Raw genomic sequence first — 13,878 nt, forward strand, 5'->3', positions numbered from 1 at the left:
CTCCATGGATACGGATGAAAGATCACTTCGTGCAGCAAGATGCGGGCCGCTCAGGCTGATTGCAGGCATGCCGGCGGTCGCCGTTCGACCCAGCGGGTCAGCTGTTCATGGGCGTAGGCCAGTTGCAGCACCGCCCGATCCGCCTGCGCCGGCCCGATGATTTGCAGGCCCATCGGCAGCCCGGCCGGGTTGAAACCGACCGGCACGCTGATGCTCGGCAACCCCGCCAGGGTCGGGCCGATCACCACTTCCATCCAGCGGTGATAGGTGTCCATGGTTTGCCCGCCGACGACTCGCGGCCACGCTTGCTGTGCATCAAAAGGGAACACCTGGGCGGTGGGCAGCAGCAGGAAATCGTAACGCTCGAACAACTCGCTCAACGCGCGATACCACTCGCTGCGCGCGACCGACGCCTGATAGACCTCGGCAGCGGTCAGACGCAAACCGCCCTCGACTTCCCATTGCGCTTCGGGTTTGAGCAGCGCGCGTTTTTGCGGGTCGGCATACGCGGCGCCGAGGCTGCCCTGAACGAGGAAATGCCGGTGCGTGAGCCAGGTCTGCCACAGGCGTTCCATGGAAAAGTCCGGCTGACAGGCCTCAACGTGACAGCCCAGCGCACTGAAATCTGCCAGTGCCGCTTCGCACAGACTCAACACACCGTCGTCCATCGGCAGATAGCCGTTGTAATCGCCAAGCCAGCCGAGGCGCAGGCCACTGCAGTCCTGTTGCAGATCCAGGCCGAAGTCCCGTGGTTCATCGGCCAGTGATAGCGGCACCCGCGGATCGTAGCCGGCCTGGGTCGAGAGCAACCGCGCGACGTCGGTGACCGTGCGCCCCATCGGCCCTTCGGTGGCCAGTTGCTGGACGAACACTTCCGGCATCGGGCCGTGAGGCACGCGCCCCTGGGACGGGCGGAAGCCGAACACGTTGTTGAACGCCGCCGGGTTGCGCAGCGAGCCCATCATGTCACTGCCGTCGGCCACCGGCAGCAGGCGCAGGGCCAGTGCCACCGCTGCCCCGCCGCTGCTGCCGCCGGCGATCAGGCTCGGATCGTAGGCGTTGGTGGTGGTGCCGAACACGCTGTTGTAGGTCTGCGAACCGAGGCCGAACTCCGGGACGTTGCTCTTGCCGATGATGATCGCGCCGCCGTCGCGAACCCGCGCCACACTGATCGCATCGTGCTGCGGCACTTGCTCGGCGAACAGCGGCGAACCCAAGGTCGTGCGCAACCCGGCAGTGGCCGCCAGGTCTTTGATCGCCTGGGGCATGCCGTGCATCCAGCCCCGGGACTCACCGCGATCCAGTTGCCGGTCGCATTCATCGGCCTCGCGCAGCAGCACGTCTTGCGGGCGCAGCGAAACCAGTGCATTGACCGCCGGATTGAAGCGATCGATGTGCGTCAGGTAGGCCTGCATCACCTCACGGCACGATACCTTGCGGGCATGGATCACCCGGGACAGCGCATCGGCGTCGAGGGCGACAATCGGATCAATGGCCAACGGACTCACGGTTTCACTCCCAGGTTGAGCGCAACGGATTTCTTCGCACACGGTGCCTCCTGCAAACAGTAAGTACCGAGCAGGGTCAGCAGGCAAGCGAACAACACATAGAACGACGGTGCCACCGGGGTGTTCAGAACTTTGCTCAGCCAGGTGACGATCAGCGGCGCGAAACCACCGAACACCATCACCGCCACGTTGTAGGCCACCGACACACCGGTAGAGCGCACCTCAATCGGGAACTGCTCGGCCAGCGCCGTCGGCGCCGGGCCGAAGAACCCGCCAATCGCCGCGCACAGCAGCAGTTGCATCACCAGCAAGCGCTCGATCGAAGGCGCTGCCGCGACCCACACATACAACGGATAAACCATGACAAAAAACGCCAGGGTGAAGGCCATCAGCACCGGCCGCCGACCGAGGCGATCCGACAGCGCGCCGGACAATGGAATCACCACGGTCATCAGCCCCACCGCAAGCATCTGCACCAGCAGCACTTGATCCAGCGGCAGGCCGAGGTTCTTGTGGGCGAAGGTCGGCATGTTCACCAGCACCACGTAGAACGACACCGTCGCCCCGCACGCCAGGCCCATCGACACCAACAGGCTGCGGCGATGTTCGCGCAGCACCTGCCACAAGCCCGGTGCTGCGCCTTTGGCTTTCTTGCGCGCTTCGAGAAATTCTTCCGGTTCTTCCATGTGCTTGCGAATCCACAAGCCCACCGGGCCGATCAACAGGCCGAGCACGAACGGAATCCGCCAGCCCCAACTGTCCAGCGCCTCGGGGGAAAACAGGTGCGTGACCAGCGCCACCATCGCCGCGCCGCTGAACACCGCCAGGCACTGACCGACCAGTTGCCACGAACCGTACAGGCCCTTGCGATGGGCCGGCGCGCTCTCCACCAGAAACGCCGTGGCGCTGGCGTATTCACCGCCCGTGGCAAAACCCTGAAGCATCCGCGCTACCACGATCAGCAACGGCGCGCCCATGCCGATGGCGGCGTAGTTCGGCGCGAACGCGATCAGGGCGATGGACACGGTCATCAGGCGGATGATCATCTGCATCGCCGCCTTGCGCCCTTTGCGGTCGGAGTAGATACCGAGCAGGATGCCGCCCACCGGGCGCATGAAAAAGCCGACGCCAAAGGTCGCCAGCGCCATCAGCAGCGAGGCATAGTCGTCGTCGGACGGGAAAAACTGCCGGGCGATGATGCTCGCCAGAAAGCCGTAAACGATGAAGTCGTACCATTCCAGGGCGTTGCCGATGACGGCGGCAACCACTTGCCGGGTGCGCGAAACGCCTGCGTTCGAAGTCTGCATGGGGATTCTCCAGAAGCTGTGGGTTGACCACGCAGGCACATGCGCACCTGCGTTCCAGCGGCAGCAAAAAGTGAAGAAATCAGGCCGGCTCGAGCCAGCTCTCGGTGAGCGCGCCCCAATACGCCGCGCCGGTCAGCAGAATGTCATCGTTAAAATCGTAGGCCGGGTTATGCACCATCGGCTGTGCCACGCCGTTACCAATGAACAGGTACGCGCCGGGGCAGCGCTGGAGCATCCAGGCGAAGTCTTCGCTGCCCATCAGTTTCGCAGTGTTGCCATCGACGGCATCGGCGCCGACCAGTTCGACGCCAACCTGACGGGCGAACTCAGTTTCGGCGGCGTGGTTGACCAGCACCGGATAGGCCGGACGGTGTTCGATGGTCGAGGTGCAGCCGAAGCTTTCGGCCTGGGACTCGATGATCGAGCGCACGCGGTCCAATGTCTGAACGCGGACCTCGGCGTTCAGTGCACGCAGGCTCAGGCGCAGGATCGCCTGTTGCGGAATCACGTTCGCCGCCTCGCCGGCCTGCAACGCACCGACTGTCACCACCGCCGCCTGCTGCGCATCAATGTTGCGGGCGACCACGGTTTGCAAAGCCATCACCACACTGGCTGCGGCGACCAGCGGATCCACCGCCAGATGCGGCATCGAGCCGTGACCGCCGACGCCTTCGAGGGTCACCGTGAGCAAGTCCTGCGAAGCCATCATCGGCCCTTCGCGAAAGCCCAGATGCCCCGCCGGCAGGCCCGGCATGTTGTGCATGCCAAACAGCGCATCACACGGGAAGCGTTCGAGCAGGCCATCGGCGAGCATCGCCTCGGCGCCGCCCTGGCCCTCTTCAGCGGGCTGGAAAATCAGCGTCAGAATGCCGTCGAACTGGCGGGTCGCCGCCAGATAACGCGCCGCGCCGAGCAGCATCGCGGTGTGCCCGTCATGCCCGCAAGCGTGCATGCAGCCTTCATGACGACTGCTGTAAGCGACGCCGGTGTTCTCGATGATCGGCAGCGCATCCATGTCGGCCCGCAGCCCGAGTCTGCGCGTGCTGCTGCCATTGCGCAGCACGCCGACCACGCCGGTCTTGCCGATGCCGGTGTGGACTTCATAGCCCCACTCTTCGAGCGAACGGGCGACCAGCGCCGAGGTGCGGTTTTCCTCGAAACCGAGTTCAGGGTGGGCGTGAATGTCCTGTCGGGTGGCGTGCAGGTCGCCGGCCACGTCGTTGAGCCAGGCCAGAATGTGCTGATGTCGGGGCATGACGGATCTCCTCGCGCGGGTGTTCCCGGTCTTGTTGTTCGGTGTTGTTTCACGACACGTGAACGGCAGGTCGTGCTCACCGCCAGATAAACGCGAGACACGCGAGAGGACAATCGAATGTGGTTCCACAGGGTGGAACCGGATCAGGGTTGCAGGCGACAGCCCTGCCGTTCGCCCTGCCACTGGGCGCTGTTGCTGCGTCCCAGGCCGCTGGCGGTGACGATTTTTTGTGTGCGGTCATCGGTCAGTTCACTGGGCAGCCACTGCTTCACGTAGCCCCGGCAATATTCGGCGTCGTTGTTCATCACGTAGCGGCACGAACAATATTCCTTGGCGGTGTAGGCGCTGATGATGTCCGGGAAGGCCCATAGGTTTTCGCGCTCGTGCCAGCCCCAGCCCAGCAGCATGGCCAGCAGCACCAGCAGGATGCGTTTGAACAGTTTCATGGCCGCACCGCCCCGAGTACGCGCTTGAGCAATTCGTTGTGGCGATAGCGGCCGTCGCGGTCATCGGCGTAGCGCACGATCACCAGTTTTTCGCTCGGGATCACGTACAGCGCCTGGCCCCAGTGACCGAGGGCAGCGAAGGTGTCGGGCGGTGCGTCAGGCCATGGCGAGGGTGCGCCGTCTGCCGGGCGATTGAGCCACCAGTGGCCGCCGGGCACGGCTTCGTCCTGGCGGGCCTTGTAGCCGGCGAAGGGTTGGCGGTTGAAGACGACCCAATCCTTGGGCAGCAATTGCCGGTCGTTCCAGCGTCCGTCCCGTTCCATCAGCAGGCCGATTCGCGCCAGATCCCGGGCGCTCATATAAGCGTAAGAAGACGCGACGAAAGTGCCTGTGGCGTCGGTTTCCCAGGTGGCATGGCGGATGCCCAAGGGATCGAAAAGCGCTGTCCACGGATAGTCCGGATAACGTTGCGGGCCGACGATGGTTTTCAGCGCCGCCGCCAGCAGGTTGCTGTCGCCGCTGGAATAGCGGAACGCCTGGCCCGCTGGCGCGTAACTGTCGTGATCGGCGGTGAATCCAGCCATGTCGCGGTGACCACGGGTGTAGAGCATCGCCACCACTGAGGATTTCAGCGGGGCGTATTCGTAGTCTTCCTGCCAGTCGATGCCCGAGGCCCAGTGCAGCAGATCCTTGATCGTGATGGCCGGGTGTTTTTCCAGCGTCGGGTAATATTTCGCGACCGGGTCATCGAGCTTGAACAGGCCTTCGCCGTACGCCACGCCGAGCACCGTGGCCATGAGGCTTTTGCTGATCGACCAGGTCAGGTGCGGCGTGTCGGCGGTGGTCGCGCCGGCGTAGCGTTCGTAGATGACCTGACCGTCACGGATCACCAGCAAGGCGTCGGTGCGGATGCCTTTGCGGGTGCTGTCATCGCGGGCCGGGAAGGCATAGGCCGCCAGTGCCTCGACGGCGGGACCGGTGATTTTCACGCCGGTCGGCCATTGCTCGCCCGGCCATTGTCCGGCCTGAACCGTGAAGCTGAGCAGCAGAAACAGGGACAGGCCTTTGCACATGGTGAGGGCTCTGGGGATGAACCTGACAAGACTAGCCGGGGTTCATGACAGATGTGTTTTGGCTAGCCGCCAAGGCCTTGGCCAGTCGTTTGGCCCGCGCACCCGCCGCCAGTTGCATGACCGACTGATCGCGCTGCCACATCGTCGCCCACTCAGGATTGCCATCACGCAAGGCCTGATCGACTTCCGCTTTGAGCCCGTCGAACTGCGCAAACAATCCGCCGAGCAACACATGCCCGGCAGGATTGTTCGGCGGCTGGCGACTGACTTCCGCACAACCGGCCAACAGCGCCAGCAAGCGCAATTGCAGCGGCTGCGGCCAGCCGCTGTCCTGACCGATGCCGTACAGCCATGCAGTCATTGCGCTCAACACGTAAACGTCTTCAAGGGTGCGGAACGGTTTGACGTAGGCATCCCAACCATCCCCGGCGAGCAGCTCACACAACGCATCATCAAGATGCAGCCGGCCATGACTGATGTCCGGCATCAGCGGCAGCGCCGGGAGTTTTTCCACCCGCACGCCGGGTTCGCCGGGATACACCACCGCCAGACTCAGGCGCGGTGATTCGCCGGGTTGTTCACTGCGCGCGGCGATCAGCAGCCAGTCCGCCGCATCGCCGGCGGTGACGAAATCCTTTTGCCCGGTGAGGCGCAGATCCGTGAGCCGGGTCTGCATGTCCGCCGGGCGCAGGCTGCGCTGCTCGGTCGCACACAGCGCGCCGAGGCTCGGCGGCGCGCTCGGCCAGAGCATGCGCAGCGCCGCCTGATACCCCACCAGAAACGCCAGCCCCGGCGTCGCCATCCGCCGCCCGCCGGCCACCGCCAGTTCGAACGGCGTGACGCTGCCCAGTGGATGCAGCAACGTGGCGAACCCCTCCGCCAGGTCGGCAGCGGCGGGCAGGCGTTCGCGGCATTCAAGCAGGGTCGACCAGGTCATCAGAGGCTCCTCGTGGGCTGTCATATAAGCATCACCAAACATTCATGGCGATGACACCGGGGCTACATAGCCTGACTTTGCACAACACGGCTGCATAAAGAAAGTCGATCGGCTGCAACCCATGACGGGTTCAAGGCCCGTACGGAGATTCACATGACTCAGATCGCCCGCATCAGCGACACCGGCAATGAACGCCGCCTGCAAGCCGAACGCCTGATCGGCGCCGAGGCCCTGCAGCAAGCCCAGGCCTTGCGCTTCAACGTGTTCAGCGGCGAGTTCAACGCCAAGCTGAACGGCGCGGAGCTGGGCCTGGACATGGATGACTATGATGTTCACTGCAGCCACATCGGCGTGCGTGACCTGAACACCGGTCGTCTGGTGGCGACCACTCGTCTGCTCGATCACACCGCCGCCAGCAGCCTGGGCAAGTTCTACAGCGAAGAAGAATTCAGCCTGCATGGCCTCGCGCATCTGCAAGGCCCGATCCTGGAAATCGGCCGCACCTGCGTCGACCCGGCCTACCGCAATGGCGGCACCATCGCCGTGCTCTGGGGCGAACTGGCCGAAGTCCTGAACCAGGGCGGCTACAGCTACCTGATGGGCTGCGCGAGCATCCCGATGCAGGACGGCGGCGTACAGGCCCACGCGATCATGCAGCGCCTGCGCGAACGCTATCTGTGCACCGAACACCTGCGCGCCGAGCCGAAGAATCCGCTGCCGAGCCTCGACATTCCGTCGAACGTGATCGCCGAAATGCCACCGCTGCTCAAGGCCTACATGCGCCTGGGCGCGAAGATCTGCGGCGAGCCGTGCTGGGACGAAGACTTCCAGGTCGCCGACGTGTTCATCCTGCTCAAGCGCGAAGAACTCTGCCCGCGCTACGCCAAGCACTTCAAGGCGGCCGTGTGATGAGCCGGCTGCGGGTGTACGCGCGAATCGCGCGAGTGCTGCTGGTGGTGACGCTGGGCCTGAGCATGGCCGGTGTCTTCGGGGTTTTCGAGCGCCTGGGCCTGGCCCATTCGATGGTGCGCCGGCAGCGCTGGTCGCGGTTCTTCATGGCGCGCCTGAGCAATGCCCTGCCCTTTCGCGTGACCGTTCACGGTGAGCTGCCGAAACAGCCGATGCTGTGGGTCAGCAACCATGTGTCGTGGACCGACATTCCGCTGCTGGGCATGCTGGCGCCGTTGTCGTTTCTGTCCAAGGCTGAAGTGCGCACCTGGCCGGTGGCCGGCTGGCTGGCGGCGAAGGCCGGCAGTCTGTTCATCCGTCGCGGTTCGGGCGACAGCCAGTTGATCCGCAAACAGATGACCCGTCACCTGCAAACCGATCATCCGCTGCTGATGTTCCCGGAAGGCACCACGACCGATGGCCGTTCGCTGCGTACCTTTCATGGTCGCCTGCTGTCGGCGGCAATCGATTCCGAGGTGAAGCTGCAACCGGTGGCGATCCGTTATCTGCGCGAGGGCAAGATCGATTCGCTGGCGCCATTCATTGGTGACGATGATCTGCTGTCGCACCTGATGCGCCTGTTCAGCAACGACTGCGGCGATGTCGAAATCCATCTGCTCAAGCCGATCGCCTGCCAGGGTCGGGAGCGCGCGGCACTGGCATACGAGGCCCAGCAAGCGGTGCAGAAAGCCTTGTTCGGCGATGTGCTCAAACCGGTCGAAGCGCAACACGCCCGCGATCTGATCGCGGCCTGATCGACGGCGTCTGCCTACAGCTGCCGGCCAGCAAAGTCCTGCAGCTGTGGGTAGAACAAACGAAAGTCCTCGCTCAACGGCTCATACAACCGGCGCAATTCCTCCATCGCCCCCGCCAGTTCTTCGGGCCGGGTCAGGCGCCGGGAGATCCCGCGCAACACCTGCTCCAGCACTTCGAATTGCTGATACGAACCCAACCAGTCATTGGCGACCATGTGCGGAGCGATCGTTGCCAGGCGCTCGGGCAATTGCCGCTCGCTGGACAGCACGCGATAAACGTCGGTGGTGAATTGGCCCAGCGGTCGGTCGGCGTACTGCGTCCAGTCCCGGGCCAGGCAATGGTCGAAAAACACGTCGAGGACGATGCCCGCATAACGGCGGCGGGTCGTGGAAAAGCGCGCCAGCGAGGCATCCACCAGCGGATGGCGATCGGTGAACACGTCGATTTGCCGATGCAGGGCAATCGCCGCTTCGATCTCCGGATCGAACTGCCCTTGCAGCCGCCCTTTGACGAAATCGCCATACAGACTGCCGAGCAGTTGACCGGGGCGCTGGCCACCCAGGTGTAAATGTGCGAGATAGTTCATGGGCGCAGCTTAGCACCGCGCCCGCGTTTGTTTACACCTCACATATCGTTATAACCCGATATACCGATTTATGCGGTCGTCAGATCAAATTCATATTGGTGTATCGCGAAGTACCGATATAAAGTTCGCCTCATCGCGATATAGCGCTACACACATCACGAGCACCCAGCCATGAACATTGACCTCGACGAAATAATAAAAGCCCTGGCACATCCAGTACGGCGAGACATCCTCAACTGGCTGAAAGACCCGAAGGCCCAGTTTCCGGAACAGATCCACAACCACGAATACGGCATCTGCGCCGGGCAGATCGATCAACGCTGCGGCCTGTCGCAATCAACCGTTTCCGCCCACCTGGCCACCCTGCAACGGGCCGGGCTGATCAGCAGCCAGAAGGCCGGCCAGTGGCACTTTTTCAAACGCAACGAGGACGTGATCCAGGCGTTCCTCAGCACCCTCAGCAAAGAGCTCTGACCCTTAACGTCAGCCAGCCAAAAGGACCAGACAATGCCCCTCTCGCTTCTCATACTCGCCTTGAGCGCCTTCGCCATCGGCACCACCGAGTTCGTCATCATGGGCCTGCTGCCCAATGTCGCGGCTGACCTCGGTGTGTCGATCCCGGGCGCTGGCTGGCTGGTGACCGGCTACGCCCTGGGCGTGGCGATTGGTGCACCGTTCATGGCAATGGCCACTGCAAAACTGCCGCGCAAAGCTGCACTGGTAACGCTGATGGGCATCTTCATTATCGGCAACCTGCTCTGCGCCATCGCCACTGATTACAACGTGCTGATGTTCGCCCGAGTGGTTACCGCCCTCTGCCACGGAGCGTTCTTCGGCATCGGTTCGGTGGTCGCGGCGAATCTGGTGGCGCCAAACAAACGCGCCTCGGCGGTGGCCCTGATGTTCACCGGCCTGACCCTGGCCAACGTGCTCGGCGTGCCGCTGGGCACCGCCCTCGGTCAGGAAGCCGGCTGGCGCTCGACCTTCTGGGCCGTGACCGTGATCGGTGTGATTGCACTGATCGGCCTGATCCGCTTCCTGCCGGCCAAACGTGACGAAGAAAAACTCGACATGCGCGCCGAACTGGCCGCGCTCAAGGGCGCCGGTATCTGGCTGTCGCTGAGCATGACCGCGCTGTTCGCCGCCTCGGTGTTCACGTTGTTCACCTACGTCGCACCGCTGCTGGGCGATGTCACCGGTGTCTCGCCCCGTGGCGTGACCTGGACCCTGATGCTCATCGGCCTGGGGCTGACCGTCGGCAACATCATTGGCGGCAAACTGGCCGACAAAGGCCTGGCCGCGACGCTGATCGGCGTGTTCATCGCCATGGCCGTGACCTCCACTGTCCTGACCTGGACCAGCATCGCGCTGATCCCCACCGAAATCACCCTGTTCCTCTGGGCTACCGCGTGTTTCGCCGCCGTGCCGGCCCTGCAAGTGAACGTCGTGACCTACGGCCAGGCAGCACCGAACCTGGTGTCGACCCTGAACATCGGCGCCTTCAACGTCGGCAACGCCTTGGGCGCCTGGGTCGGCGGCAGCGTCATCGCCCACGGCTACGGCCTGACCAGCGTGCCTCTCGCCGCTGCGGCACTCGCGGTCCTGGCCCTGCTGGTGACCCTGATCACATTCCGCCAGAACGGCAATCCCGAGCTGGCCACCGCTAACTGATTCACTCACTTACCTCACGAGGGTTGTATCTCATGGCAACAATTTTCGATCCGATCAAACTGGGCGACCTCGAGCTGTCCAACCGCATCATCATGGCGCCGCTGACCCGCTGCCGCGCCGACGAGGGCCGCGTGCCGAACGCACTGATGGCCGAGTACTACGTACAACGCGCCTCGGCCGGCCTGATCCTCAGCGAAGCCACGTCGGTCACCCCGATGGGCGTCGGCTACCCGGACACGCCGGGTATCTGGTCCAACGACCAGGTGCGCGGCTGGACCAACGTGACCAAGGCCGTTCACGCCGCCGGCGGCAAGATCGTCCTGCAACTGTGGCACGTCGGCCGGATCTCCCACCCGTCGTACCTGAACGGCGAAACACCGGTTGCACCGAGCGCCATCCAGCCTAAAGGCCATGTCAGTCTGGTTCGCCCGCTGGCCGATTATCCAACCCCGCGTGCCCTGGAAACCGCTGAAATCGCCGACATCGTCGACGCCTACCGCGTCGGTGCAGAAAACGCCAAGGCCGCAGGTTTCGACGGCGTGGAAATCCACGGCGCCAACGGCTACCTGCTCGACCAGTTCCTGCAAAGCAGCACCAACCAGCGCACCGACCACTACGGCGGCTCCCTGGAAAACCGTGCCCGCCTGCTGCTGGAAGTCACTGACGCGGCGATCGAAGTCTGGGGCGCCGGTCGTGTCGGCGTACACTTGGCACCGCGCGCCGACTCCCATGACATGGGCGACGACAACCTGGCCGAAACCTTCACCTACGTCGCTCGCGAACTGGGCAAGCGTGGCATCGCCTTCATCTGCTCCCGCGAGAAAGAAGGTGCCGACAGCCTCGGCCCACAACTGAAGGAAGCCTTCGGCGGCGCCTACATCGCCAACGAGCGCTTCACCAAGGACAGCGCCAACGCCTGGCTGGCCGAAGGCAAGGCTGACGCGGTGGCATTCGGCATCCCGTTCATTGCCAACCCGGACCTCCCGGCCCGTTTGAAGGCCGATGCGCCGCTGAACGAACCGCACCCGGAAACCTTCTACGGCAAAGGCGCAGTCGGCTACCTCGACTACCCGACGCTATAAGCCACACCGCAGAAACACAAAAGCCCCCGACTCGCGAGAGTCGGGGGCTTTTTATTGGTCGCCGGTGGCTGAACCGTTCACATTCGTTCACAGGCTCGACACAAAATCCCTACAAAATACGTAGCTCGCTACATATCAACCCGCGCCGCAGCGGTATATAAAAGCATCCCATTGCAGCGGGGGCGAATGAACAGGGATCTTCACCCTCCTCCGTCATTGACACAAACTGATCCAATAACCCATTTTGTTTCATTTGCGCAGGCTGGGGCTCCAGCGCAGCATGTCCAGCCCGGTATCGACCCAACGCTCCGCCTCGGCGTACAGATCGAAGCTGTCCGGCGCCAGGAGCCATCCATAAAGAAGGCCGTCGATATAGGCGTGAATGCTGATGGCAGCCCGGGCGGTGTCGAGGTCCGCCGGCAACTGCCCACGATTGACCGCGTTACCCAATGTCAGCGCGATCCGCACATTGCAATCGAGGCTGGCGGTCCGGCGCTGCTGGCGCAGATCGCACATTTCATCGGTGAACTCGCACTTATGAAACAGAATTTCGTTGATACGCCGGGTCTTCGGGTCCAGCGCAACCTGATGAAACAAATGAATCAGCAATTGGCGCATGCAACCCAGCGGATCGGGTTCGTCCTCGCTTTCGCTGGCCTTGGCCAGTTCGTCCAGCGGCTCATGCAGGGTATCGAGCATGGCTTGCAACAGATCGGCCTTGTTGCTGAAGTGCCAGTAGATGGCACCGCGCGTCACTCCGGCCAGGGTCGCAATGTCCGACAGCGTCGTGCGGGCCACGCCCCGCTCATAGAAGGCTTTCTCGGCCGCTTCGAGAATCTGGTTGCGCGTTTCCTGAGCTTCCTCTTTGGTACGACGGACCATGGCAGTAAAACCTCAAACAGGATGTTTCAGGGATGGCTGAATATCCGCTGAATAAAAAAGGGTTGATCTCTCGCGGATCGGCTCCCCGGCCTACAATTTCAGACCTTGCGACGATTTTTTGTAACAGGGTGGATACGACGCCAAGGTGTTTACAAACAACCATGAACGTAAGTATATTCCTTAGCAAGCTACTTATCCACCCGATAACCCTTTTTTACCCTTCCACACTTCTTGTGCGCTTTTCGCGCGCCTGACCCGAGGATCTTCATGCAATTCAAGCCAGCTGTTACCGCTCTGGTCACTGCCGTCGCCCTGGCATCGCTGCTCAGCGGATGTAAAAAGGAAGAGGCGGCTCCCGCCGCACCACCTCCTCAGGTCGGCGTCGTCACCCTGCAACCACAAGCCTTTACCCTGACTTCCGAACTGCCGGGGCGCACCAGTGCGTTCCGCATTGCCGAGGTTCGTCCGCAGGTCAACGGCATCATTCTCAAGCGTCTGTTCAAGGAAGGCGGCGATGTCAAAGCCGGCCAGCAGCTGTATCAGATCGATCCGTCGGTCTATGAAGCGACCCTGAAAAGCGCCGAAGCCAACCTGCGTTCGACCAAGTCGATCTCCGACCGCTACAAGCAACTGGTCGACGAGCAGGCCGTCAGCCGTCAGGAATACGACACTGCCGTGGCCAACCGCCTGCAGTCGGAAGCGTCGTTGCAGAGCGCACAGATCAACGTGCGCTACACCAAGGTCTATGCACCGATTTCCGGCCGTATCGGCCGCTCTTCGGTGACCGAAGGCGCACTGGTCAGCAACGGCCAGACCGACGCGATGGCCGTGATCCAGCAACTGGACCCGATCTACGTCGACGTCACCCAGTCCTCGGTCGAGTTGCTGGAACTGCGTCGCGAACTGGAAAGCGGTCGTCTGCAGAAGGCCGGCGACAACGCCGCTGCGGTCAAGCTGACCCTTGAAGACGGCAGCCAGTACAAGCTCGACGGTAAGCTGGAATTCTCCGAAGTGTCGGTTGATCAGACCACCGGTTCCGTGACCCTGCGCGCCGTGTTCCCGAACCCGGATCACACCCTGTTGCCGGGCATGTTCGTCCACGCCCAGTTGCAGGCCGGCGTGAACAGCGCTGCGATCCTCGCACCGCAGCAAGGCGTGACCCGCGACCTCAAAGGCACCCCGACCGCACTGGTCGTCGGCCCGGATAACAAGGTCGAACTGCGTCAGCTCAAGGCCAGCCGCACTGTCGGCAGCCAGTGGCTGATCGAAGACGGCCTGAAGGCCGGCGATCGTCTGATCACCGAAGGGCTGCAATTCGTCAAACCGGGTGTTGAGGTCAAACCGACCGAAGCCACCAACGTCGGCAACAAAAACCCGGCCCCCGCTCAGGCAGCTGACAAAGCCGCCGGCGGCAAAGGGGAGTAATC

At 63.0% G+C, this 13,878-nt stretch carries 14 protein-coding genes; 6 read left to right on the top strand and 8 right to left on the bottom strand.

Annotated features, from left to right (window positions below):
- Positions 1 to 50 precede the first annotated feature (50 nt).
- The 6 genes from ACKJSM_RS12905 to ACKJSM_RS12930 form a co-directional block, all read right to left on the bottom strand.
- Complete coding sequence (locus tag ACKJSM_RS12905) at positions 51 to 1,508, bottom strand: amidase (RefSeq protein WP_236180991.1); 1,458 nt, start codon at positions 1,506 to 1,508, stop codon at positions 51 to 53.
- Positions 1,505 to 2,815 (bottom strand): citrate-proton symporter, encoded by a 1,311-nt coding sequence (locus ACKJSM_RS12910; protein WP_236180993.1) that lies wholly within the window; start codon positions 2,813 to 2,815, stop codon positions 1,505 to 1,507. The genes ACKJSM_RS12905 and ACKJSM_RS12910 overlap by 4 nt, the downstream gene beginning before the upstream one ends.
- A gap of 79 nt (positions 2,816 to 2,894) precedes the next feature.
- A complete protein-coding gene (locus ACKJSM_RS12915; RefSeq protein WP_236180995.1) occupies positions 2,895 to 4,070 on the bottom strand; it encodes a M20 aminoacylase family protein in 1,176 nt (391 codons plus the stop codon).
- 143 nt (positions 4,071 to 4,213) lie between these two features.
- A complete protein-coding gene (locus ACKJSM_RS12920; protein ID WP_410237709.1) occupies positions 4,214 to 4,516 on the bottom strand; it encodes an amidase in 303 nt (100 codons plus the stop codon).
- On the bottom strand, positions 4,513 to 5,589 hold the full coding sequence (locus ACKJSM_RS12925) for a serine hydrolase domain-containing protein (RefSeq protein WP_410237710.1): 1,077 nt from the start codon (positions 5,587 to 5,589) through the stop codon (positions 4,513 to 4,515). Before ACKJSM_RS12925 ends, ACKJSM_RS12920 begins: the two co-directional genes overlap by 4 nt.
- 31 nt (positions 5,590 to 5,620) lie before the next feature.
- Positions 5,621 to 6,526: an acyl-CoA dehydrogenase gene (locus tag ACKJSM_RS12930; protein ID WP_410237712.1), complete on the bottom strand. Its 906-nt coding sequence runs from the start codon at positions 6,524 to 6,526 to the stop codon at positions 5,621 to 5,623.
- A 153-nt stretch (positions 6,527 to 6,679) separates the two neighbouring features.
- On the opposite strand from ACKJSM_RS12930, the gene olsB reads away from it, so the two are divergent.
- Positions 6,680 to 7,435 (top strand): L-ornithine N(alpha)-acyltransferase, encoded by a 756-nt coding sequence (gene olsB / locus ACKJSM_RS12935; RefSeq protein WP_236181002.1) that lies wholly within the window; start codon positions 6,680 to 6,682, stop codon positions 7,433 to 7,435.
- Positions 7,435 to 8,229 carry a lysophospholipid acyltransferase family protein gene (locus ACKJSM_RS12940; protein ID WP_410237714.1) on the top strand — a complete coding sequence of 265 codons (795 nt, stop codon included), beginning with the start codon at positions 7,435 to 7,437 and terminating at the stop codon, positions 8,227 to 8,229. Before olsB ends, ACKJSM_RS12940 begins: the two co-directional genes overlap by 1 nt.
- A gap of 14 nt (positions 8,230 to 8,243) precedes the next feature.
- On the opposite strand, the gene ACKJSM_RS12945 is transcribed toward ACKJSM_RS12940, so the two are convergent.
- On the bottom strand, positions 8,244 to 8,816 hold the full coding sequence (locus ACKJSM_RS12945) for an ACP phosphodiesterase (RefSeq protein ID WP_410237716.1): 573 nt from the start codon (positions 8,814 to 8,816) through the stop codon (positions 8,244 to 8,246).
- A 171-nt stretch (positions 8,817 to 8,987) separates the two neighbouring features.
- On the opposite strand from ACKJSM_RS12945, the gene ACKJSM_RS12950 reads away from it, so the two are divergent.
- From ACKJSM_RS12950 to ACKJSM_RS12960, 3 genes are read left to right on the top strand one after another with little or no spacing between them, the layout of a single operon-like run.
- Positions 8,988 to 9,290: an ArsR/SmtB family transcription factor gene (locus ACKJSM_RS12950; RefSeq protein WP_007957866.1), complete on the top strand. Its 303-nt coding sequence runs from the start codon at positions 8,988 to 8,990 to the stop codon at positions 9,288 to 9,290.
- A 33-nt stretch (positions 9,291 to 9,323) separates the two neighbouring features.
- Positions 9,324 to 10,487 (top strand): MFS transporter, encoded by a 1,164-nt coding sequence (locus ACKJSM_RS12955; protein ID WP_011332833.1) that lies wholly within the window; start codon positions 9,324 to 9,326, stop codon positions 10,485 to 10,487.
- Between the two features lie 32 nt (positions 10,488 to 10,519).
- Positions 10,520 to 11,569 (top strand): alkene reductase, encoded by a 1,050-nt coding sequence (locus ACKJSM_RS12960; RefSeq protein WP_236181009.1) that lies wholly within the window; start codon positions 10,520 to 10,522, stop codon positions 11,567 to 11,569.
- 249 nt (positions 11,570 to 11,818) lie between these two features.
- Here ACKJSM_RS12960 and ACKJSM_RS12965 read toward each other — a convergent pair whose 3' ends face one another.
- Positions 11,819 to 12,451 (bottom strand): TetR family transcriptional regulator, encoded by a 633-nt coding sequence (locus ACKJSM_RS12965; protein ID WP_236181011.1) that lies wholly within the window; start codon positions 12,449 to 12,451, stop codon positions 11,819 to 11,821.
- A gap of 267 nt (positions 12,452 to 12,718) precedes the next feature.
- Here ACKJSM_RS12965 and emhA point away from each other — a divergent pair, with 267 nt between their 5' ends.
- The gene (gene emhA, locus ACKJSM_RS12970) at positions 12,719 to 13,876 is read left to right on the top strand and encodes an efflux RND transporter periplasmic adaptor subunit EmhA (protein ID WP_236181013.1); all 1,158 of its coding nucleotides are present in this window, start codon (positions 12,719 to 12,721) and stop codon (positions 13,874 to 13,876) included.
- Positions 13,877 to 13,878: the final 2 nt, after the last annotated feature.

It is taken from the genome of Pseudomonas sp. PHC1 (assembly GCF_046487845.1).
Classification (GTDB): domain Bacteria; phylum Pseudomonadota; class Gammaproteobacteria; order Pseudomonadales; family Pseudomonadaceae; genus Aquipseudomonas; species Aquipseudomonas sputi.